This window comes from Undibacterium sp., assembly GCF_030683615.1.
GTDB lineage: Bacteria > Pseudomonadota > Gammaproteobacteria > Burkholderiales > Burkholderiaceae_D > Undibacterium > Undibacterium umbellatum.
The window spans coordinates 38,070-60,896 of record NZ_JAUXQE010000006.1 but is presented as its reverse complement, the minus strand read 5'-3'; the positions used below and the strand labels follow the sequence as shown (position 1 = coordinate 60,896).

Annotated in this window: 15 protein-coding genes; 7 read left to right on the top strand and 8 right to left on the bottom strand. The window is 50.6% G+C overall.

What is annotated here, in order from left to right; translation table 11 throughout:
• The first annotated feature begins 5 nt into the window (after positions 1-5).
• The 4 genes from Q8K39_RS03240 to Q8K39_RS03225 are packed head-to-tail and all read left to right on the top strand — an operon-like array spanning position 6 to position 7,993.
• Complete coding sequence (locus Q8K39_RS03240; protein WP_305258270.1) at positions 6-4,667, top strand: alpha-2-macroglobulin; 4,662 nt, start codon at positions 6-8, stop codon at positions 4,665-4,667.
• The gene (locus Q8K39_RS03235; RefSeq protein WP_305258269.1) at positions 4,645-6,411 is read left to right on the top strand and encodes a DUF2300 domain-containing protein; all 1,767 of its coding nucleotides are present in this window, start codon (positions 4,645-4,647) and stop codon (positions 6,409-6,411) included. The genes Q8K39_RS03240 and Q8K39_RS03235 overlap by 23 nt, the downstream gene beginning before the upstream one ends.
• Positions 6,408-7,187 (top strand): DUF2135 domain-containing protein, encoded by a 780-nt coding sequence (locus Q8K39_RS03230; RefSeq protein ID WP_186954116.1) that lies wholly within the window; start codon positions 6,408-6,410, stop codon positions 7,185-7,187. Before Q8K39_RS03235 ends, Q8K39_RS03230 begins: the two co-directional genes overlap by 4 nt.
• 17 nt (positions 7,188-7,204) lie before the next feature.
• Complete coding sequence (locus tag Q8K39_RS03225) at positions 7,205-7,993, top strand: YfaP family protein (RefSeq protein ID WP_305258268.1); 789 nt, start codon at positions 7,205-7,207, stop codon at positions 7,991-7,993.
• A 346-nt stretch (positions 7,994-8,339) separates the two neighbouring features.
• On the opposite strand, the gene Q8K39_RS03220 is transcribed toward Q8K39_RS03225, so the two are convergent.
• The 4 genes from Q8K39_RS03220 to Q8K39_RS03205 form a co-directional block, all read right to left on the bottom strand.
• Positions 8,340-12,014 (bottom strand): response regulator, encoded by a 3,675-nt coding sequence (locus tag Q8K39_RS03220; protein ID WP_305258267.1) that lies wholly within the window; start codon positions 12,012-12,014, stop codon positions 8,340-8,342.
• A 55-nt stretch (positions 12,015-12,069) separates the two neighbouring features.
• A complete protein-coding gene (locus tag Q8K39_RS03215; protein ID WP_186954113.1) occupies positions 12,070-13,689 on the bottom strand; it encodes a response regulator in 1,620 nt (539 codons plus the stop codon).
• A 385-nt stretch (positions 13,690-14,074) separates the two neighbouring features.
• Positions 14,075-14,500: a hypothetical protein gene (locus Q8K39_RS03210; RefSeq protein ID WP_305258265.1), complete on the bottom strand. Its 426-nt coding sequence runs from the start codon at positions 14,498-14,500 to the stop codon at positions 14,075-14,077.
• Entirely contained in the window at positions 14,473-15,063 is a 591-nt protein-coding gene (locus Q8K39_RS03205) for a TetR/AcrR family transcriptional regulator (protein ID WP_305258264.1), read from the bottom strand. The genes Q8K39_RS03210 and Q8K39_RS03205 overlap by 28 nt, the downstream gene beginning before the upstream one ends.
• Positions 15,064-15,239: 176 nt before the next feature.
• Between Q8K39_RS03205 and Q8K39_RS03200 the strand changes: the two genes are divergently transcribed.
• Positions 15,240-16,163: an alpha/beta fold hydrolase gene (locus tag Q8K39_RS03200; protein ID WP_305258263.1), complete on the top strand. Its 924-nt coding sequence runs from the start codon at positions 15,240-15,242 to the stop codon at positions 16,161-16,163.
• Between the two features lie 21 nt (positions 16,164-16,184).
• On the opposite strand, the gene murJ is transcribed toward Q8K39_RS03200, so the two are convergent.
• Both murJ and Q8K39_RS03190 read right to left on the bottom strand, forming a co-directional pair.
• Positions 16,185-17,738, bottom strand: a complete 1,554-nt coding sequence (murJ, locus tag Q8K39_RS03195; RefSeq protein WP_305258262.1) for a murein biosynthesis integral membrane protein MurJ — start codon at positions 17,736-17,738, stop codon at positions 16,185-16,187.
• 106 nt (positions 17,739-17,844) lie between these two features.
• On the bottom strand, positions 17,845-19,224 hold the full coding sequence (locus Q8K39_RS03190; RefSeq protein WP_305258261.1) for a tetratricopeptide repeat protein: 1,380 nt from the start codon (positions 19,222-19,224) through the stop codon (positions 17,845-17,847).
• Between the two features lie 141 nt (positions 19,225-19,365).
• Here Q8K39_RS03190 and Q8K39_RS03185 point away from each other — a divergent pair, with 141 nt between their 5' ends.
• Positions 19,366-20,460 carry a serine hydrolase gene (locus Q8K39_RS03185; RefSeq protein ID WP_305258260.1) on the top strand — a complete coding sequence of 365 codons (1,095 nt, stop codon included), beginning with the start codon at positions 19,366-19,368 and terminating at the stop codon, positions 20,458-20,460.
• A 60-nt stretch (positions 20,461-20,520) separates the two neighbouring features.
• On the opposite strand, the gene Q8K39_RS03180 is transcribed toward Q8K39_RS03185, so the two are convergent.
• A complete protein-coding gene (locus Q8K39_RS03180; protein ID WP_186954107.1) occupies positions 20,521-21,024 on the bottom strand; it encodes a glycine zipper 2TM domain-containing protein in 504 nt (167 codons plus the stop codon).
• A gap of 215 nt (positions 21,025-21,239) precedes the next feature.
• Here Q8K39_RS03180 and Q8K39_RS03175 point away from each other — a divergent pair, with 215 nt between their 5' ends.
• Complete coding sequence (locus tag Q8K39_RS03175) at positions 21,240-22,238, top strand: type II secretion system F family protein (RefSeq protein WP_305258259.1); 999 nt, start codon at positions 21,240-21,242, stop codon at positions 22,236-22,238.
• On the opposite strand, the gene Q8K39_RS03170 is transcribed toward Q8K39_RS03175, so the two are convergent.
• A complete protein-coding gene (locus tag Q8K39_RS03170; RefSeq protein WP_305258258.1) occupies positions 22,210-22,776 on the bottom strand; it encodes a GNAT family N-acetyltransferase in 567 nt (188 codons plus the stop codon). The two genes, Q8K39_RS03175 and Q8K39_RS03170, sit on opposite strands and share 29 nt — an antisense overlap.
• Between the last annotated feature and the right edge of the window lie 51 nt (positions 22,777-22,827).

Here is a 22,827-nt window from a genome sequence, read left to right as displayed (position 1 = left end):
GCCCAATGAAAGCCAAACTCAAACAATCCCGTTATTTCACTTTACTGACTGCGCTATGCGCGATGTTGCTATTCATGCCTGCGCTGGCACAGGATGGCGGCTCGTCCTTCTTCCTGCTCAGTGACGCAGCCTATGGCTCTGGCGATAATGCCATGGTGCGACTGGAAGCACAGGACATGGGGCAGATTTCTGAACTCGGTGGCGTTGACGTGTATGTCTATAAAGTCAAAGACCCGTTGGAATTCTTGAAGGCGCAAAAGAATTTGCACCGCATAGATGCCAAAGGCAATTACAAGGGTAAAGGCATATCTGATGCGCTGGCGCGTACCTGGGATAACTGGTGGGATGCTTCACGCCGTATGTGGCGCAAGCTGTTTTCATCCGACGCCAGAAACGCAGTGACTTCGCAAGTACCCGAAGTACGCCTGCACCCACTGGTCAAAGCACCGACACCACAGCAAATGAACCCGCTGTACCAGCCGCTGAAGGCACATACCCTGGTCGACAGCTTCCGCTACCCTGTGCATATCGCCCAGCCCATACAACCTCCCAAAGGCGTCAAGCTGGATGGCAGCAGCAGTGAATTCATCACATCGCCAAAAGGTAATGTCCTTATACCACTGGGTAAAAAAGAACCCGGCCTGTACCTGGTTGAAGCCATGGTTGGCAGCTATCGCGCTGTGACTTTGGTGTTTGTCTCTGACTCTATTGCTGTCACCAAGGTATCGAGCAAACAAATGCTGGTCTGGGTGGCTGACCGCCGTACCAGCCAGGCTGTAGCAGATGCCAAGACAGTGTGGACAGATGGCGCAGGCATCCTGAGTACAGGTGCGTCAGATGCCAGCGGTATCGTCAATTTTGAACGTGATGCACCTGAAAAGACTTATGTCTATGGTGAAGACAGCAAAGGCGGCGTCTTTGTCGCTGAAAATTATTATTACGATAGTGAAATCTATAACACCAAGCTGTATGCAGTGACTGACCGTCCCTTGTACCGCCCTGGTGAAACCGTGTACGTGAAATTCCTCGGCCGTACTTTTGCGTCCGCCCGTGAATCCGTCGCCATCACCGCAGGTGAATTGAAGTTGCAGGTATTTGATGCAAATGGTTTCCCGGTTGCCGCGCAGACCCTGCAAATGACACCGCAGACAGGTGGGGATACGGTATTCCAGTTGCCTGACAATGCCGTCGCAGGTGGTTATGAATTGCGTTTCAGCTACAAGGGCAACAGCTATGGTGCTGCTTTCCGTGTGGCTGAGTACCAAAAGCCACATTTTGAAATTAATGTCTTGCCCGGCAAGAAGGATTACAAAACCAATGAAGAAATAAAGGGCAAGTTGCAACTGGTGTACCCCGATGGCAAACCAGTGGTCAATGCCAAGGCAGACCTGACAGTACGCGCCCAGCGCCTGACCATCGTTGAAGGTGATCTGGGCTACGCTGGCCAGTTCCCGGTACAGATGAGCACAACGACGTTTACGACCGATAGCAGTGGTTTTGTGGATTTCAAGCTGCCTGCTGCGACTGAACCCAGCCGCTATATTTTGTCGGTACTGGCAACAGATGGCGCTGCTTACCGCGTACGTTCTACCAAAGAGATACTGGTAGAACGCAGTGCTGGCACTTTTAGCCTGAAGGCAGAACGCGCCTTCTCTGCCGTAGGCGAAAACATGAACTTTGCCCTGACTGCCCTGCCCGTACCTGGCAATACCGTCAGCACAGTCAGTGCCCCGGCAACATGGGACTGGGTAAGACTGGAAAACCAGAAAAAATCCAACGGCAAGCTCGCCAACGCCAGCAAGTTAACATTGGCCTTTGCTGAACCTGGCACCTATACCCTGTCTGTGCGTGATGCAGCAGGCAATATTCTGGGTGCGACGTCGCATTATGTCAGCGGTGCTGGCGTCAGTGCACCTCAGGGTTCGATAGAAATGGTGTTTGACAAGACCAGCTACAAACCAGGTGAGACTGCCAGTGCGCTGATCACCTTCCCACAGCAAGTCGATCAGGCGCTGTTCACGCTGGAGCGTGACAAGGTTGAAAAAACTGCCTTGATGAGCAATGCCAGTGGCTGGCTGAGCGCCAAGCGCCTGTCCCCCATGCAGTGGAAGGTGGAACTTCCAGTCCAGGATACCTATGGCCCCAACATCACCCTGTCCGTGGTGTATGTCAAAGGTGCTGATTATGTATTCCAGAACCTGGGGTTGAAAGTTGAACAGCCACGTATCAATGTTGCCGTCAAAGCTGACAAGGCCGTTTATGCGCCGGGTGATAAAGTCACCCTGGACCTGACAGCCATGGTCGACGGCAAACCAGCCGCGGGCAGCCAGTTGACCGTGGGTGTGGTCGATGAAATGATCTATGTGTTGCAACCTGAAATTGCACCTGACATTTCTGACTTCTTCTATCATCCGCGCCGCAATAATGTGCGCACTTCTGCCAGCCTGAGCTTCATCGCTTATGACCTGGCAGTGCCGCCATCCAAGCTGGCTTTGCCTGCCAACGGGCAAACCCATGAGCGTGCCATCAAGGTATTGGAAAGACCGCGTCGCGAAGACAAGGACACGGCACTGTGGCAACCGAATGTCACCACTGACGCCGCAGGCCGTGCCCGTTTGACTTTTACCATGCCAGACTCTTTGACGCGCTGGCGTATTACCGTGCGTGCTACCGAAGCGGGTGGCAATGTCGGCCAGAACATCGCTTACGTGCGTTCAGATAAAGACTTCTATGTAAAATGGACCAGCCCGAACTGGATGCGCGTCCAGGATGCACCGAATGCCAGCGTTGCCATCTTTAATCAAGGCAACCAGGATGCCAGTGCCAGCCTGAACATCACTGGCTCCGGCGTCAACAAGCAAGAAAGCCTGAAGCTGAAACCGGGTGCGAATTTTATCTCCGTACCTTTGAAAGCCAATGGTCTCGACAACAAGATAGACCTGTCCCTGGCCGTAGGCGGCAAAACTGTCGACGCGCTGAATGTGCCACTGAAGATCATCCCTGTGCACTGGCTTAGCCAGCGCTCGGTCAGCGTGCCCGTGAGTGGCAAGGAAACAATCCTGAAACTGCCGCCTGATGCCAGCAACCTGCAACTGCAATTTGCTGACAGCGCCAGCACGCAGTTCCGCCGTTTGATGGATGATTTGATCGATTATCCATATGGTTGTGTTGAGCAAACTTCCAGCCGCCTCATCCCTTACAGCCTGGCCTTGCAATCCACCTTGCCAAGTGAAGAGAGACTGACAGCACAACTCACGCAAAGGCTGTATAGCTACCGCTTCCGTCTTGCGCAAATGGCAGGGCCGAATGCGACTTTTGGCTGGTGGAGCGTGCCAGAAAAAGATGGCGATGCCCTGTTGACCACCTATGCCTACTATGCAGACTGGCATGCCAGTCGCGCCTTGAAACTGTCACTACCAGAAGGCCACTTTGACAAGCTCAATGATGTCTACCGCAAGGATGGTGTCAAGCAATCACACTGGCAACGCGCCCTGATGCTTTACTGGATGCAGGACATGGGTTTGCCGATACGCTCCATGGCAGAAGCCCTGAGTGAAGAACTCGGTGCCAAAGGGGCATTTGCAAAACCTGTCGTGATCACTCCACGCTCAGGCATGAACAGCATGATCTTTGCCAACAAGGATGATGATGTACAGCATGCCATGAGCACCTTGCTGGCCGCCTATGTAGTCCAGCAAAGCAAAGGTAACCTGACTGGCATTACCGTCACGAGCTTGCCAGAAGCAGCAGCACGCGTACATCAGGCGGACCTGCCTTTGGGTGAAGCCTTGCTGATACTGACAGGTAAACGCCCCGCCAGTGATGCTGCTGCCGTACTGGAACGTGTCAGATCAGAATCGCCAACTATTGATCGCGCATTGAGTCTGTTGTGGACTTATCGCGCCATGGGTGGAAAATCAGGCACGAATGATCCCCTGCTGCGCAATAACATGGCCAAGGTCGAACTGGAAGCTGGCTGGCAAGCGCGCGAAACCATCACAGGTCAAAGCGTGTACCGCTGGAATACTACCGCCGCAACGCCAACACCAACGGTCATCAAAATGGCATCGACGCCAACTGCTGGCATGATGGCAATTGCCCAGTTTGACAGCCGTGAACCAGAAAAATCCAGCCTCCCAGTGAAACTGGAACGCCGCATATACCGCCTGGTCCCAGAAGCTCTGCCAACACCAAGCAGCGCCAGCAAGCCTGCCATCAATCCAGCGACAGGTGCGCCAGTACAGCCAATAGCTGGAAAAGCGGGCTTCAAGCTGGAATTGCTGGGCGACGGTGCAGCACTGAAGACAGACGAAGTCTATCTGGATGAAGTGGTACTCACCCGCACATCCGGCCCTGAACTGAACTTTGGCATTGTTGAAGTGCCCTTGCCACCAGGCACCTCGGCTGACCGTTCTACCTGGGGTATCAGCCTGCGTTACCCTGGCGGCAAAGATATGGAAGCGATGGAGCGTGCACGCTATGAACAAACACCACGCGGCTATGCCGTGCCAGTGGATGCACTCGATGGCCAGGTCGTGATACGTCACCTTGTGCGTGCGGCACAAACCGGCAAATTCGCCTTGCCACCTGCACGCTACTACCGCATGTACCAGCCAGACCAGAAAGCCTTTGAGGACAAGCCACGTGCGTTTATGGAAATCCGCTGATCCTGCCCGTAAAGTGATCAGCACCATCATGCTTGCCAGCGCGACTGCAGTCGCGCTGGCTGGTTCTGCGCAAGTTGCGCATGCAGCAGATGCAGCTAGTACAGCAACAGTCGCCTGGCTGCGTGACGGCCAGGTGGAAGTGCGGTCTCTAAATTCTCAAGACAGCAAATTCACAGAACAAAAGATACCCCTCGGTAGTTTGTGGAAGTTATTTGTCTATGCATACCTGCAAGACAATCACATTCAGGAAGCCGCATATACCTGCACAAACAAAAAAGATTTGCGCGAGAACTTTCGTGAAAAACAGGAAAAAAATGAAGACTTGTATTGTTGTGAACCAGGTGAACAGGTAGAACGCGACTCTGCCCTGGCACGCTCCTGCGCCCCGTATTTTTCGCCAGCGCGCCTGGGTGTCAACGACAAGGCATGGAAAAGCTACTGGCAAAGCCGCAGCGATGCCAGTTGGCTGCAACGCACAGCACAATTACAGCCAGATACCCAGATAAGCGTAAAAGAACTATTGGAAACCCTGAACAAATTTTCCCCGCAAGCCCGCGCCGCTGCCCGCACAGCCTTGCTGGAAACCGCTGTACAGGGCTATGGCCGCGAAGCCTGGGCGCAACTGGGTACAGGCATACGCTACAAAACCTATTCCTGGCATTTACCCGACAACAGTGCCTTTGGTGGTGCAGCCGGCTGGCTGGCCGATGGCACGCCATTCTGGTTTGGAGCCCGTGGCTCCAGCCGGTCTACTCTGACGACCTGGGCAAGTGCGCTGACAACCACCCTGCCCGTTCCCCGCTGGATTGGTATCAATAATATGGACAACGTCGGCGACGAAGCGCATTGCGTGGATGTGGATTTTTTTGCGCGTTATCCATTGCGCGAAGTATTGTCTACATCCGCAGCAAGTGCTCCAGCGCGTGCTGGAACACTGTTTGGCAAATACAAACTGCAATTCGCCAACGGCAATAGCCTGGACATCAATAGCAATGGCAGCCTGATGTTGCAACGTTCTCCAGGCATGGCACCGCAAGTCACCGGCCGTTTCGCCGTCAATGATTACGTCGCGCGCGTGATAGACCGTGAAGGCGATGCCAGCAATATACACACCGCCCGCAGCCTGGCGATTGCGGCGCGTACCTATCTGGTACAAAACGCTACTCTTGATCACGGCTGCTGGCGCATTGCCGATACGACTACCCGTCAACGCGTCAGCGCCAATGCGCCCACCGATGCGGCCATGGCTGCGGCCTGGTTCACTGATGACCTGATACTGCAGGGGGCAAACGTACGCTATCACAACGACAGTGCGGGCGCCAACCGCATGTCTTTAAAGGAAGCAACCAGGCAGGCAAATCAGGGCTGGAATTTTGAACGCATTTTAGCCACCAGTTATCCGCAAGCCAGCATCGCCAGCTTCAATGGCAAATCTGATTGCAAGCCGCTGGCAGCAGCACAGACCTGGCTAAGCAAGGCCAGCAGCAAATGGCAAAAAGTACTGAGTCGGGAGCCCGGCTTTGAAAGCCCGGACACACCACCTACAGTCTGTTCGCTGGCAAGCGGCAACCCCTATTCAGACCAGAAGCGCATGCGCATCTACGTACGTGGATGGCGCAGCTTGGACGAGCGCATCACTCTCGCCCATGAATACCTGCACCTGGCTTTACGGTTTCATCCGAACGGCGCCAATGAAGACTATGTAGAAAAACTGGCACGACGTCTCATAGAAGGATCAACATGATCAAGTTTTACCCAAACCGAATTATTGTTTGCATGGTCAACAGCCTGCTTGCTGCCTTGCCTTTCTGTGCGATGGCAGACACCAGCGTAGAACTGCCACGTGGCGGCTGGCGCAATAGTGGCGGCGAAGCCGCAGGTTTTAAACAGCCTGTGCATTACCCTGCGGTGTCAGTCAATGCTGAAGGCCAGAATGAAATGGCACTCATCAAGGGGCGAATCAGTACCAGCAACAAGAAAAAACCAGGCAAGCTCATCGTCAATGGTGCTGCGATGCCCTTATCCATAGGCGAAGGTGGTGAATTTTCCCGCCCTTACTCATTCAGCTCAGGTTCCAATAATGTAGAAGTGCGTAGCCCCGATGGTAGTGAAGTCAAACGCGTACAATTTTTTGACACCAACACCAGTCGCCCGAATGCCCGCCTGCGCGTGGTATTGTCCTGGGACAGCGATGGCACTGACCTGGACTTGCATGTTGTATCACCTGATGGTCAGCATGTGTTTTATGGTAACCGTGTGGTACAAAATGGTGGCGCACTGGACGTCGATGTTACCACCGGCTATGGACCGGAAATCTATGCCAACACTGCCCCCCCCAAGGGTAGCTATCATGTCTATGTGAATTATTACGGCAGTGGGGGCGATGAAAAAAATCTGACTATCGCCAGGGTTGCCATCATCAGCCAGGAAGGCACACTGTCAGAAAAACAGCAAAGCTTTCAGGTGCCATTGCGCAAACCCGGCGAACTGACGCTGGTTAAATCCTTTACCTATCCATGATGATCATGCAAACGATAATGAAACCGTCCCTGCTGGCATGCACCCTCTTCATCGCTGCTGCCAATTGTGGTGCTGAAGACAAACCCACCATCAATAGCCCGCGTGGTGGCTGGAATTATGGCGGTCTGACCGACAAATCCGGTGATACACGTGCTTCCTATCCCTTGCCTCCGATAGACCGTGGCACGCAAAAAAACCGCACTCTCATTGAAGGTCATATCCTTGAGGCGGGCAAACAGAGGAAACACACCCTCATCGTCAATGGCAACCCCATGGTGCTCAATTACGGCACTGACGGCCGCTATGAACGCCATTACGCCTTTGGCAGCGGTTCCAACAATATAGAAATCAAGGGACCAGACGGCAAGAGCCTGCAACGCGTGCAATATTACGAAGCCAATACCCAGCAACTGTCACCACAGTTACGCGTCATCTGTTCGTGGGATGCTCCTGAGGCAGAGGTTGACCTGCACATCATTACACCGGATGGCCAGCATGCCTTTTTTGCTGCCCCCATACTGAACGGCGGCGGAGGACTGGATGTAGACAGCGTTGATGGACCAGGTCCAGAAATGTTCACCACCATCGCGCCCAAGCATGGTGCCTACCATGTCTTCGTCAACTACTGGGGTAACTATGGTGCAGGCGGATATAACTTTGATGAAGGCCAGCGCAAGCAACCTATCATCACCACCCGCGTGACCCTGGTGTTTTATGAAAATACAGCAAAGGAAAAACGCGAAAGCTTTGTCATCCCGCTACGCAAGATCGGGGATTTGAATTTGGTAAAGTCGTTTATGTTTTAAAATGAATCCGCCAATGACTTTATTAGGGCTTACCCAAAATTATCACAGCAAGGCGTCAGCGACGAAGACAGTACTTTAGTACGGCTAGGAGCTGCAACGCAGCTGGGGCGATTTTGCGTAAGTCCTATTTATTAAGAAAAACGTAATTCCATCTTGTTGCACTCTTGCAAGATACATGTTGATCTGCAATTCCTGAAAAATTGCGCCCTCTGAGAAATAACGCAACAAAACCCTCCATATTGACCAGGTAAATTGACCTATCCTTGCAACTTTTACTTAAAGCGAATTCAAGGTAATTACCGTGAAAGTGTATACCGAAGTCCGTCGGTTGCTCTATCGAGAACGACTATTCCCTCAAACCGATTCCCAGCAACTGCGCTGCTTCCTTGAGTTTTTCCAGCGCTTCTTCAAATTCATATTTGCTGATATGTTTGCTGATCTGATTGGCTTGATTGGCCAGGTCAAGCTGGCGTAGCTCGCCTAAAATATGAGTAGCGAGTTTATCTGCACGCGCATCGTCATCAGCAAGCAGCTCTGCGAGTTGTTGTAACTGTATGGCGAGCGCCGCCATATCCACAGTTTCTGCTATTGCTACTTTAGGTATAGTACCCGCTATATTGTCAGGCAAAGCTAGTTCAATGTGTTTCAATTGGATGGCAAGCTCTTGCTCAAAGCTCGGCAGGATTACTGTCAAACTGTCTGTCTGATCATTTCGTAATGCGGTTTCCAATTCAGCAGCCAGAGATTGTATTTGGCTGGCACCAATATTCCCCGCAAGTCCCTTGATGGTATGAGTCGCCAGTATGGCCTCGCTCAAATCATCGCGCATCAAGGCCTGCCTGATATTGATGATGGTGCCTCTTTGATTGTCCGCGAAGCGCTGTATGAGTTTTAAAAGTAGCGCATGGTTCCCGCCGAGACGTTGCAAGGCTGAGTCCAGATTTAATCCAGCAATGACTGGCAGCTTGATGTCAGGCCCCAGCACTTCCTGAGAAGCAGACGATCCAACATCTGGGACGGATACTTTTTGGGTCACCCAACGAGCCAAAGTTATAAACAATTGATTCACATCGATAGGTTTGGCGATATGATCATTCATGCCTGCGTCCAGGCAAAGCTCTTTGTCACCGCTCATTGCGTTTGCGGTCATAGCAATAATGGGCAGCTTCGCAAACCTCTGCATTCCGCGTATTTGACGAGTGGCCGAAAAACCGTCCATGACCGGCATCTGGCAATCCATAAGGACACCATCATAGTCGTGAATTTCTATCATGGAGATGGCCTCGAGGCCATTATTAGCAATGTCAACTTTTATCCCCGCATTTTGCAAAAGCTCCGTTGCTAGTTCCTGATTGACACTGTTATCTTCAACCAAGAGCAAATAGGCACCTTGCATTTTTTCTTCAGCTTCGTTGCTTGCTGCATGGCGCTGCTGCCTGCGTCCAGGGTTCAAAATTTCTTTTCCCAGCGACATCAGCATTGCGTCAATCAGAGAAGAAGGATTAATTGGTTTTTGTAAGATACCATCTATTCTGGTTTCCCCCGCTTCTTCCAGCAAGGCATCGATGCTATGAGCTGTTGCCATCATGAAAACAGGTATTTTTGCTAAAACCGGTATGGCACGCATTTCTCTTAATGCAAACAGCCCGTCGCGCTCAGGCATTAGCCAGTCCATTAGCACCAGACCATATGGCTGGGATTGCTCTTCTGCGTAATTTAGTTCCTCTATCGCAGCTCTGCCACTGGACACTGCGGTGGCGGAAAAGTGCTGCGACTTCAGTATTGCCAGCAAGATTTCACGGGCGCGCGCATTGTCGTCCACCAACAGGACGCGCAGGTCATTCGAGTCATGGACCGCTGTTGGTAAAACTTTCTGTTGCGCATATCGACCAAAACTGGCGGTGAAGTAAAAACAGCTGCCAGTACCCAACTGGCTACTTACACCAATCTGACCTTTCATCAATTCGACCAGGCGTCTACTGATGGTAAGACCCAGTCCGGTTCCACCATATTTGCGGGTTGTGGAGGCATCTGCTTGCGAGAATGCGTCGAAAAGCCTGGCGCATTGTTCTTGACTGAGCCCAACACCTGTATCAATGATTTCAAAGCAAAGGACTACTTGATCTGAAAAATTCTGTTCTTGGGCTTCCTGCAATTGAATGCGTACTGTAATCTCGCCTTGATCTGTGAACTTGATAGCGTTGCCAACCAGATTGAGCAAAACTTGGCCCAAGCGCAAGTCATCACCAACTAGGGAAGTTGGTACGTCAGCAGCCACATCGAACAAGAGTTCCAGTCCTTTTTCCTGGGCTTTGATGACGGTTAAATCTGCCAGGTTATCAAGCACATCCTCGAGGCGAAAATCGCGCATTTCAAATTGCAGCTTGCCTGCTTCTATCTTGGAAAAATCGAGAATGTCGTTGATGATGACCATCAAATTGCGCGCTGCCGCATCGACTTTGCTGATGTAATTGCGTTGCTTGGAGTTAAGCTCAGTTTTCAGTGCCAGATGGGTCATGCCTATAATGGCATTCATTGGGGTACGGATTTCATGACTCATGTTTGCCAGGAAATCTGATTTCATGCGTGTCGCGTCTTCTGCCATGTCCTTGGCTTTGCGCATCAGTTCTGCTGCTTCACGTTCTTGCGAAACATCGTCAAACAGCCAGACCGAGCCTCGCGACAAATCTTTACTGTCAATAGCGCTACCACCCAACCTGCACCAGAATGAGCTGCCATCCTTCCGCGTCAATCTTTGGGTACTGTGATGAATCTCGCCACGCAACAAGTCTTGATAAGGACCATCCTCCGCCGCTACACCCTGATTTGACCAGATTGCTGGCGACAGCCCTAACATCTGGCCTGCCTCCCAGCCAAATAGTTGTTCAAGTTTATGGTTGGCCCTGGTTATGATCTTATCCTTGATGAATGCTATGCCCAGCGTAGCTGATTCAAAAATAGCGGTTTGCTCATCATTAGTCTGACGGATATCGCGGTTAGCCTTTTTTTGATCAGTGATGTCGACCAGCCATGCCAGAATGCCAGGTTGATCTGCAAAGTCTGTCGGCAAGTAGGTCACGAGCAAATCGCGCACTGTGCGGTGCGGGCAATACATTTGCAGTTCCATGTTGCGGATCATTCCCTGGGCTAGCATCTCCTTATCTATCCTGTCACGGTCTTCTGGCAACACCAGCGACTGCGCAGATGGGTCTCCAACCTTCATATCAAGCAACTCAGTTACACGCGGATTGGCAAAGCGCACGATGCCGTCAATGCTAACCGCCACACCTACGGGAGCAGTATCAAGGATATTTTGCAAGCTGTTGTTTTGTGCATGCAATTTCCTGACCAGCATATTGATGGTGAGGCCAATCAAGGTGGCATTAATAACCATCGTGATTAACAGTGCCAACCATAAATAGAGATGGAAATATTTGCCCCTGAACGTTGCACTCATGTCGCCATGCGCATTGAAGATAGCCTGCACATCATCGAATGCACGCCATAACAGCAGGCCTGCGGCGGCCGCTATGGGCCAAAGCAAGAGCAATCGCCTTGTCGTGCCGGAGCGTGCACGCATTTTTTGATCAGTGTCGTACAACACTTGCATAACCACCAATGATGTCGCCAACAAAACCAATACACCTGCCACATTTGGCATACCAAGCATATATATACCAAATGCTACAATGGCAACGACACCTATCACTGCATAGTCCCGCACGCCAGGGGGGGGTAAGTCATACAGTCCCCGAAGTCCAACACGAAACAGCACCGCTGCCCCCAGAAACATCACGTCAGCAAGATTAAAAGATTGATAAAATTCCACAACGCTACGATCCGAACGCAGCGACAAAGCCGCCAGATTGCCCGCCAACAGCATGATATTCGCCAGGCTGAAGTTAATTGCAGATACGCGAGAGATATTTAGTCGCCAACCTAACCAGCCCCAAGCAAGACTAGCAAGGCCCGCCAGCATGACAATGATATGTGCAAGCATTTCGAGTTCGCCTACAGGCATGCCTACCTCCTTTAAGATGTAAGGGCATTTTTCTCAAATGCCTCAACTTGCCAACTCAAGCTATGCTTGCTTTAGGCAAACGAACCGTCAGCGTTGTCGTGTTGGACTCATCCGACGTCGCCATTCTGATTTTTCCGCCCTGAGTTTGGGTAATCAATTGTGCAGAAAAAGTGCCCAGACCAGTTCCACTCTCCTTGCCCGAGGTGCTGAACTTCTCAAAAAAAGTCTCACGTATCCCTTCTGGTACTGCGCCATCATTGGTCATGATTATCGTGACCCAATCATCGGTAGATTCCAGTTCAATTTGGATGACTGTATGCGCTCTTGCGGCTTCCATCGCATTTCTCAGTAAGTTACTAAACATGGAATACGACAATATTTCATCGCCGGCGATATACAAATCTATCGGCGCAGGAGTTGCTTCGCAGTGGGAGCTGAATTGAACACTAATTTCACGGGCATTCAACTCGGAAATGACTTCATTGAGTATGCGCTGCAACAGCTTGCCTAAATCCACTTTACTAGGGTGATAGATATAACTACCCTGCTCCATCTTGTAAAGATCCAGCGAGAGATTGACCATTTTCAAGACATTGTAGGCAGACTGCTCTATATACTCGATAATTTCTTTGTGCTCGTCTGCTAACTGTGTTTCGCTTAGCAGATTGGAAGAAAAATTGATGATGCCTGCTATGGGATTTTTGAGATCATGTTGCGCAATGCGCTCAAACTCGTCACGGAGCCGAAGATTTTCTTCTAACAGCGCGTTTTGTTCTTTCAAGGCCAGACGACTTTGCCGTAAATCTTCAAACGTGTTCCGCAGACGTAACTGCGTCGCTATCCTTGCTCGCAAGATAGGTGGATCTGCCGGCTTCGAAATAAAGTCCAGTGCGCCTACAGAAAAACCTCTAGTAACATCCACCGTTTCGTTCATTGCCGTCAGAAACATGACAGGAATATCTGCTGTGGACGGATTAAGTCTGATCTGGCGGCAAACCTCAAAACCATCTAGTTCAGGCATCATCACGTCCAACAAGATCAGATCAGGTATCTTGCCTGATGCCAGTATTTTCAGCGCTCGCACTCCACTATTGGCAACCTTTACCTGATACTCGTCACTCAACAAGTCAACGAGGATATCAAGATTGTCTGGTATGTCGTCAACTACCAAAATAATGGGCTTGGTGGCAGCATTTGCGGAATGTGCTAATGAAATCTCTGCTGTTTTGGGCACCAATTGCCCCGTCGGCGGCAAGACTGCAGGAACGACTTTCCTTTGTTCCAACGAAGTCGGTCGTGGCTGCTTGATGACACGATCGAGCTTGGCTTCCAGCGCCGCTACGTTGAAAGGTTTAATGATATATTCAGATACTCCCGCCTCAAGTGCCGCCTGCACCTGAAAGCGCTCTGTTTCAGCGGTCATAATCAACACAGGCATGTCTGCCAGTTTTGGCGTGCTGCGCACTTTTCGAAGAAGGTCTATGCCTGTCATGACAGGCATATTCAAATCAGAAATCAGTACATCGATCGCCTGTACCTGCAAGATACGCCAAGCTTCGCTTCCATTGGCTGCAGTAATTATCTTGCGTATGCCTAATTGGTTGAGGCTATTGATAAGTATGCGTCGCATACCCTCCATGTCGTCCACCACCAAAAATGTAATGTCCTGTTTCATTCACGCGTCCTTTTGTGTTCGGCTACGTAATATTGTGTCTTGTCCATTTGATAGTGCTGACTAAAGTATCCTCCACTCTGGTGTATCTGACAAACATGATTTATCAGTAAAATGGCATATGTATTGAATTTTCTCCGTTTCTCAATAAGCAAGAATCTCGTTTTACGCAGGAAAGGATTTTTTACTGAATTTTCAGGAAAATGACTTCTATACAACTTGAAGACCATGTTGATGGCAACGTAACTGCTTTTACGTGGAATTTTCGGCTCAGTCGCGTTATTGATCAGAAGGCGCAATTTTTCCCGGAATGGCATATCGCCGCCTCAGACTGGGCGGTGAATCGATGACCGTCCACTTTCAGTCCAGGCTGTGCCAAACGTAAAATTCACAAAAAATCTTGGATAGGTTCACCCTTTCCGATATCGAATAAATCTGATAGCGAGTTTTTTGAAAGGTCGATTTTTATTGAGAAAAAAAACTCAGCGTTTTTACACAGTCTGAGTCTTTTCTGTTCATCCTCCACCGTTACTATTTTTAATAATTTTGTGGTTATCTCAAATTGAAGCCAAACAATAGTAGTAAGACTATCGCTGGCGATATTGCAATCAATGTGAGTGTTGACTCTGATGTAGGTGATGTGATTTCCTAGTCTGTATTCGATTAGCATTGCAATCAGGTTTGTAAAATAAACTCTTTTCTTCAAAAAAATTTCTTTCACCCGAAAATTTCCTGTTGCAAATCTGATCAGTGTAGTGTGCTTGATCTGCTTAAAGGCCGACTTCCTCAATTTCCAGGTCGCAACGCCAACCATGCTGCATCCGCAAAAATATCGCGAAACTCTTTGATATCAGTGCGTGTTCGGCCTGAGAGCCAGAGTCGAGCGTAATCATGAGCGGCTCCCAGTACCAGCGAGGCATAACATTCAGAAGGCAGACGCTTGATCTGGCCGCTGCTAATGTGGGGCTTAAACCAATCACGAATTAAAAGAAGATGCGATTGAGTTTGCTGCTGAAGGGCATCAGCCGCGCCACTCTTGACCAATTGACCGCGGCTATACAAGACAAACCGTGCCATTTCAGGATTGTTCGCTACCCAGTCCACGTAGGAGCAAGTTACGGCCTTAACCCCCTCTTCTGCGCTTTGCGCCTGTTCCAACAATTTTTGCAAAATGGCATGGTAGTCATTCATTGCTAGCTGATACAGCTCCGCGCCGATACTCTCTTTGTTGCCAAAATGGTGATACACACTGCCTACACTGGCGCCACTTAGCTCTCTAATCATCTCTATAGTACTGGCAGCATAGCCGTGTTGATTAAAGCAATGTAAGGCAGCATCGAGGATTTCTTGTTTGCGGTTTATTTTAGAAGTAGCCATGTATAAATAGAGTTGCACAGAATAATATTCTAGAATACTATTCTAATGTAGCTTGCGCCGACGTTTCGGTTTTGGTTGGTAAGACATTGTTGTCAATTTTATGCCATGTTTGTGGTGGCTGGTTTGGCGCAAGGTCGAGCTGCCAATTTTTTTATGATACTTTCCGGTGCAAATCCATGCAAAACCAAGCTCCAATTAGTCCTGCTGCAATAAATGAAACAGTAAGCGGCACCCGTCAGCAAGTCGTCGCCAGGGATGGCCAAGTACTTGTCACCCACCGGTACGACCCTTCCGGACCAGTGCGTGGCGTGGTTGTGATTGCACCAGCAATGGCTGTAGTGCAAGTATTTTACGCGTCATTTGCAAGTTTTATGGCGCAGCAAGGATTCCGGGTCTGGACGTTTGACTATCGTGGCATCGGTGCATCGCTACAAGGTTCAATGCGCCACGTGAAAACCGACTTGAGTGAATGGATAGAAAAAGATTATGACGCTGTGCTCTGTGCCGCAGGCGACTATGATCCTGCGCTACCTCTTTTTGCTATTGGCCATAGCTTCGGCGGCCAAGTCGCGCCACTACTGCCGTCACGTCAGCGTTTGAGCGGGCTGATCACTGTGGCTTCTGGCAGCGGCGCAATGCGCCACAACACACCAAATACGAGGCGGCGAGCGCCTTTGCTATGGTATGTGTTGGCCCCGATACTTTGCCGCTTGTTTGGATTTTTCCCAGGCGCGCGGATTGGAGTGATTGGCGACGTGCCTAGCGGCGCGATTTTGCAATGGCGGCGCTGGTGTTTAACACCGGAATATTTGTTGACGGGCGAGCCAGGCGCTCGCGAAGCCTATGCCACTGCGGCTTATCCTGTTTTGGGATTGGCCTTCAATGACGACGAATTACTATTGGAAAATGGTGTTCGTTTGCTGCACGATGCTTACCTTGTACAGCCAGCAGATTTCCGTTTGATCGAAGTAAGCAAATTGGGTCTAAAGAAAATCGGTCATTTTGGTTTTTTTAAGCGACAAAGTGAGTTGCTGCTTTGGCCAATGGTGACGACCTGGCTGACACAAAAAATGCAACATGACCAAGAATGCAAAGCCTGACCAGAATAGATCCGCATTACTCTAAATCCTGGTCACTTTCCTGAAATCCCTGGGCCTGAATCCCATCAGCGCCAGCGCAGCAAAATAAGTCGCTGCACAAGAGACCAATACGAAGCCCAGAGCGGCAATGCGCAACATGGGGGTATTGCGCATTGCCAACCAATGGAATTGATCTTTAGTCCACAAGGCGACGCCTGCCATTAGCAATAGCGCAGCAAGCAATTTAAGCAGGAACATGGGCCAGCCTTTTCTGGGCTGGTAAATACCGCGTTTGCGCAAACCTGTGTAGAGGAAAATCGCATTCACGCACGCGCCAAGGCCCACTGACAAGGCCAGACCAGCATGATCAAAATACGGCACGAAGACATAATTCAATGCCTGAGTCACCAGCATGACGGCAACAGCAATTTTTACTGGCGTACGGATATCCTGTTTGCCATAAAAACCCGGCGCCAATATCTTGACGACGATCAGGCCAAGCAAGCCCAGGCCGTAGGCTACCAGGGCATTGGAGGTCATTTGCACAGCATGGTCACTGTATTTGCTGTAGTGATAAAGAGTGGCGGTTAGGGCTTCAGGTATCGTCGCCAGGCCCACAGCAGCGGGCAAGGCCAGCAGGAAAGTCAGACGCAGGCCCCAGTCCAGCAAGTCTGAATACTCTGCAGTATCGCCGTCAGAATGTGCCTTGGCCAGACCGGGCAATAAAATAGTCCCCAGTGCCACCCCCAGCAATGCGGTAGGGAATTCCATCAAGCGGTCTGCATTGGCCAGCCAGGTAGTGCTTCCTGTTGTCAGGCTGGAGGCAATGCTGGTGTTGATAGCAATGCTGATCTGGGTTGCTGACACCGCGAGTATCGCTGGCACCATATTGCGCACGATGCGGCGCACACCTTCATCTTGCCAGGCTGTGCCTACCCTGAAACTAATCTTTGGCAACATACCTATCTTGAGCAGTGCAGGGACTTGTATGCCCAACTGCAATACGCCACCCACAAATACGGCTATCGCCAATGCATAAATGGGTTGTTCAAGGTAAGGCGCCAGGAACAGAGAAGCAGCGATAGATGAGAGGTTATATAAAACTGGCGTAAATGCTGCCACTTTGAATTCGCGCCAGGTATTCAGTATGCCACCTGCCAGCGCCACCATGGACATGAAACCAATATACGGGAACATGATGCGCGTCATGATGATGGCTACATTGAATTCAGTCGCCTGGCCGACATAGCCCTTGGCCATGAAATACAATAATACCGGTGCGCCTATGATACCCAAAACACAGGTTACCACCAGCGTCCACGTCATCAGGGTAGCGACATGATCGACCAGGTCTTTGGTGGCGGCTTCGCCCTGCTTGTTTTTGTATTCTGCCAGGATGGGAACAAAGGCTTGTGAAAAAGCGCCTTCGGCAAACATACGGCGCAAGAGATTGGGAATGCGGAATGCAATGTTGAATACGTCAGTATAGGCGTCCGCACCAAAGCGCGTAGCGATCAATACATCGCGCCCCAGGCCGGTAAGGCGCGACAACATGGTCATGCCACTCATGGCGGCAAGGGTTCTTAGTAGATTCATGGTGCGGCATTATACTTTGTAGCGCAAAGAGGGGTCATATTTGCCACATTGGCGATTGCTTCTCTCGAAATACAATTATCAAAATAATCACCCTAAAATGTGTTATTTATATCAGCTTAAGCAATTCGCTTCTGACTTCCTGCAATACTCCGGACCAGTCGCCTGGAACTGTCTGCCTGAATAGCCGCATTACATCCGGATACCAGGGGCTGTCATGCCTGTCCTTGAGCCAGCGCCAGTCAGTCTGGTATGCGGGTAGCATGACCCAGCAGTGCTTGCCCAGAGCCCCAGCCAGATGGGCGACGGCGGTATCAACGGCGATCAGCAAATCAAGCTGCATGAGAATCGCGGCAGTGTCAGCAAAGTCATGAATGTCTGCGCCAAGTGCAGTGATAGGCTGCGGCATTAAGGAGGCAGTAATATCTTCTTCACCCGCCCCTTTTTGCAGGCTGAACCAGTGCACGCCAGGAATATCTGCCAATGCCTGCAAGACATTGAGGTCATGAATAGAGCGATCTGCATCATTCTCAAACCCTGGATTGCCTTTCCATACCAGTCCTACGCGCCGACTACTTCCTGCGACTGACATGGCATTGCTCCAGTGTTGCCTTACCTGCGGCGCACCATGCAGGTAAGGCAGGCTTGCTGGAATTGTCTCCAGCCGGGTCTGAAACAAGCCAGGTAAACTCAGTAGTGGCACCCAGTAATCCCAGTCACTGAAAACGATAGACTCATCAAAGCCATACACATTATCAAGGCCATCCATCGTGGTAAACAGTTTTTTGAGCTGTGGATGACACAAGCAACTGACGCTTACAGCCTTGCGCTGTTTTAACAGGCTGGCGTAACGGACAAACTGTATCATGTCACCATGACCAGACTCAAACAGGATGATGATGGATTTACCACTGAGGTCTTGCCCTTGCCAGCGAAAAATATCAGGCTCTTCGCTGAGGCAATTGTCCAGTACTTCAAGCCCATCGCGCGCCTCCAGCATGTACCAGCCTTCTGCATAGCGGCCCTGTCTTAGCAACAGATAAGCCAGATTGAAGGATGCCTTGCGATAAGCCGGGTCCAGTTCCAGCGCCTGACGATAGCAAGCCTCGGCTTCTGCTTCACGCCAGGTGCTGGCCAGCAAGACACCAAGATTAGACAGCGCGAAGACAGAATCAGGCTCTAGCTGCAAGACCAGTTGATATAGATGCTCTGCTTCATCAAAGCGCCTTTGCTGAGCCAGCATGACGCCAAAATTCAAACTTATTTGTGTGTCCTCAGGTGCCAGTTGGCGTGCTCTTTGATAAGTTGGCTCTGCCTCTGCAAAACGCCCTTGCTGCTGCATTAGCCAGGCCAGATTGGCATGTACTTCTGCCAAACCGTCTTCCATTTGCAAGGCCAGCCGTAATTTGTCTTCAGCAGCAGCAAACTGCCCTCCTGCCAATAATTGATTGGCTTCATAAAATAGGGATTCTGCAGTATCGGTCTTCATGCATACACTCAGGACGCCAGGAACCAAAACATTATAGGTGGCAACAAGCTGCCAGCGCATGTCCTGGCGATACATTTGTTAAACTATGCTGAGATGCAAAAATTGTATGATATGCATATTCCTTAATGAATGGAGCCTGTCGTGACAAGACACAGTCTAACTATACAACGCACCCTGCGCTTACTGGCCGCAAGCTTGCTGGCATTGGGTTTGCATGCCACCACCAGCCTGGCAGCAAGCCCTAAAGCTATCCCCAGCCTGGAGGATGCTGCAAAAAATCTGAAAAACAGCGGCTTCCAGGGCCTGGTATTTGCTGCGCGTGGCGACAAGGTATTACTGGAAAAGGCGTTTGGCAATGTCACCGACACCCGCCAAACCTTCCGCTTTGCGTCCATCACCAAACAGATGACAGCGATCCTGGTCATGCAGGAGGTGGAAGCAGGCAAGCTGCAACTTGATCAGACACTGGGTACATATTGGCCTGATTACCCCAATGTGCAGGCACGCAGCGCAACCCTGCGCCAACTGCTGACGCATTATTCCGGCTTGTATAATGAAATGATCAATCCGGCCATGCATATGATGGATGCCAATAGTGGCGATGACATACAAAAATTCGCTACTGGCTTATGTGCAGGTCCATCCACTGCCGCACCAGGGGCCAAATTTGACTACAACAATTGCGACTACATCGTCCTTGGTGCCTTGCTGGAAAAAATCAACAAGCAAAGTTTTTTGAGCTTGCTGCAGCAACGCATCTTCAGCCCGGCAGGCATGCAACAAGTTGGCTACTACACTGCCGCCCAGCCAGACGTAAAAACCCATGTCCACGGCACCCTTGGCGGCAAGCCTGAGCCAGCAGTCAATTTTGCCAGCTATGGCCCGGCTGGCTCCAGCTTTGGTACGCTTGCTGATTTATATGCATTTGATCTGGCTTTCATGCGCGGTAAATTCTTGTCAGGCAAAAGTCGCGACGAGATGGTCAAACCAAATAGTGTCGGTGGTGCAATCGGCGTCTGGTCTTACCCATTCAAGGCTGGCGACAATGCTGCGCCTGCAATGATCGTCGAACGCCAGGGCTGGATAGCCGGAGTACGCATATTGAACCTGGTGGATTTGCAAAACCAGAATATCCTCATCATCGTCAGCACCAATGGTGACCTGGATTTGTCGCAAACCTGGGCCAATAAGGGCACCGCAGCTGACTTATTACGTTCGCTGATGAATACACGTTAAAATGAAAACGGCGTGCCAGTTTTTTCTGACACGCCGCCTGCGTCATAAATAACGTCCAGATTATGGATTTCTTTTCGCTACTTCGTTACCTACGTAGCCACCACCTACAGCACCAGCGATAGTTGCTAGTGTACGGCCATTGCCATTACCCACCTGGCTACCAATCAAGCCGCCGATCACGGCGCCCACCCCTATGCCGACCGGGCTATTATTTGCCTGCGCTGGCTGCGAAGGATAATTTTTGGTTGGCTGACGATGACTATTATTCTGTGCAACTCTGACAGGGGCCGGAGCGGGGGCAACATAATTGTTTTGTGAGGTCTGCGCAGTATTTGCATAATTCATTGCAGGCTGATTTTGATTATTCGCTGCTGGTGCAGGATAAGTCAGGTTGCCATTGGCCCCCAGGGCTGGCACGGTATTGCTGGCGGGCGCATTGGTGCTGTTTGAACTGGGCAACACGCCTGTAATGGCAGCGGCACCCAGGAGACTCACCAGAATGACTGAACAGGCCGCACCTGCCATTAATGGGTGTATGCGCTTGTTGGTAGTAGCTAATTCCATCTTGATCTCCTTCAGTTTAATGATGACTCATGAGCAAATAACGCGCCAAGCCAGCAATAAGCTGACCTCGATTATGTTACGGTAGTAAGTAAATGTAACGAAAGGCTTGGCACGCAATGACATAATGAGCGTGAACATGCTCCAGGCTATCCAGCTTAATCTGGGGCCACGGTTGAACTTGGTGGACTCATGAGAGTTCATGGCACAATACAGTCATGAAGAATTCGCCGCATCTGGCTTTACCCTACCGCATACGCGCTGACTTGCTGCAACAGTTGGCGGCATTAAGCCATGCTGGCATCGCACCCTTGCAAGCCTTGCCGATGATGAAACTGCCTTCCCCTTATCAGGACAGAATGGTAGTGACCTTGAAAGGCGTCAAGCGCGGTAAAAACCTGGCTGATGCGGGCCTGCATAGTGGATTATGGACACCGCTGGAAGCAGGCTTGATAGGAGCCGCCCTGGCGGCTGGCGACCCCACGCCTGTTTATCGACAACTGGCCAGCTATTATCAGGAAAAAGCCCAACAGATCGCCAACATCAAATCGCGCCTGATGCTACCTGCTCTTATGGGCATACTTTCATTGCTCATTCCACCCTTACCGCAATTGGTCACAGGTGCGCTGAGCATGGGGGCTTATCTTTGGCAGATCGCCAGGACTATTCTGCTCGCTGCGGGTTTGGTCACTGGTGGCATCTATGCATACCGTCGTTTCCAGGTACGCCCAGCAAATGCCTCAGTGTCCTGGCTTGATCAGTTTTTATTGGTCTTGCCAATATTTGGCAAGATGCATAAACGTCGCAATCTCTGTGATTTCTGGCAAAGCATGGCACTCTTGCTGGAAGCTGGCCTACCCATGTTTGATGCGCTGCCGCTAGGCTTGCAAGGGGCCAGCAATGTTTTGTTGCGCCGCCAGCTCGCGCGCATTTTGCCATTAATGCAAAAAGGGGCTACGCTGGCTGATGCGGTCCGCAGCTTACCCGACATTCACGACGGTACTCTACCAGGCCTGATACATACTGGCGAGGCAAGTGGAAAATTACCTGAAATGTTATCGCGCTACGCCAAGGGAGAAAATGCCAGCCTGTTGCTACAACAAAGACAGGTAGCAGACTGGATACCGCGGATAGCATATGCTCTTGTTGCCGCGACGATAGCCTATGGCGTGCTAACAAGCAGCGCGTTCAACCCGCAAGTGCCGGTCCATCTTTAGCCAGGAGCATAAAATCTTGCACGTGGATTTCAAAGAGTACAGCCTGCCACTTTCTGTCTTTGAAAAAACGCGATGCCATATCAACATCTGCTCGCTGCATCCCTAGCGACTGACAGACGCTGGTCGCTCCCCGATTTTCAGCCAGGGTCTCGGCATACACCCTTTGTACCTGCAATCCGCAAAAAGCGAAATCCAGCATGGCCCGCGCCGCCTCTCTTGCCCTGCCCGCATGTTGCCAGGGCACACCCAATTCAAATCCCATGGAAGCTTGCCCCGCTGCTTCCAGTCTTATGCCGCATGACCCCATGAGTACGCCATCTTTTCCACAAATAGCCAATTGAAACTTCTGACGCGGGTTTTCCTGGCTTTGCTGTATGAAAAGCTGGAGCAGGAATGCAGTTTTTTCTGGCGTAACATCCTCATCATCGTAATAAACCTGGAAATCAGGATGGCTGCGTAAGGCGATATACAATGGCAAATCTTGGATGGAAAAATCACGCAAGACGAGGTTTTTTTTTGTATTTGCATATGTGTACATGTCTCTAGTTATGCGCAACAATTCAGGCGAACCAACAGATTTATTTAAAAA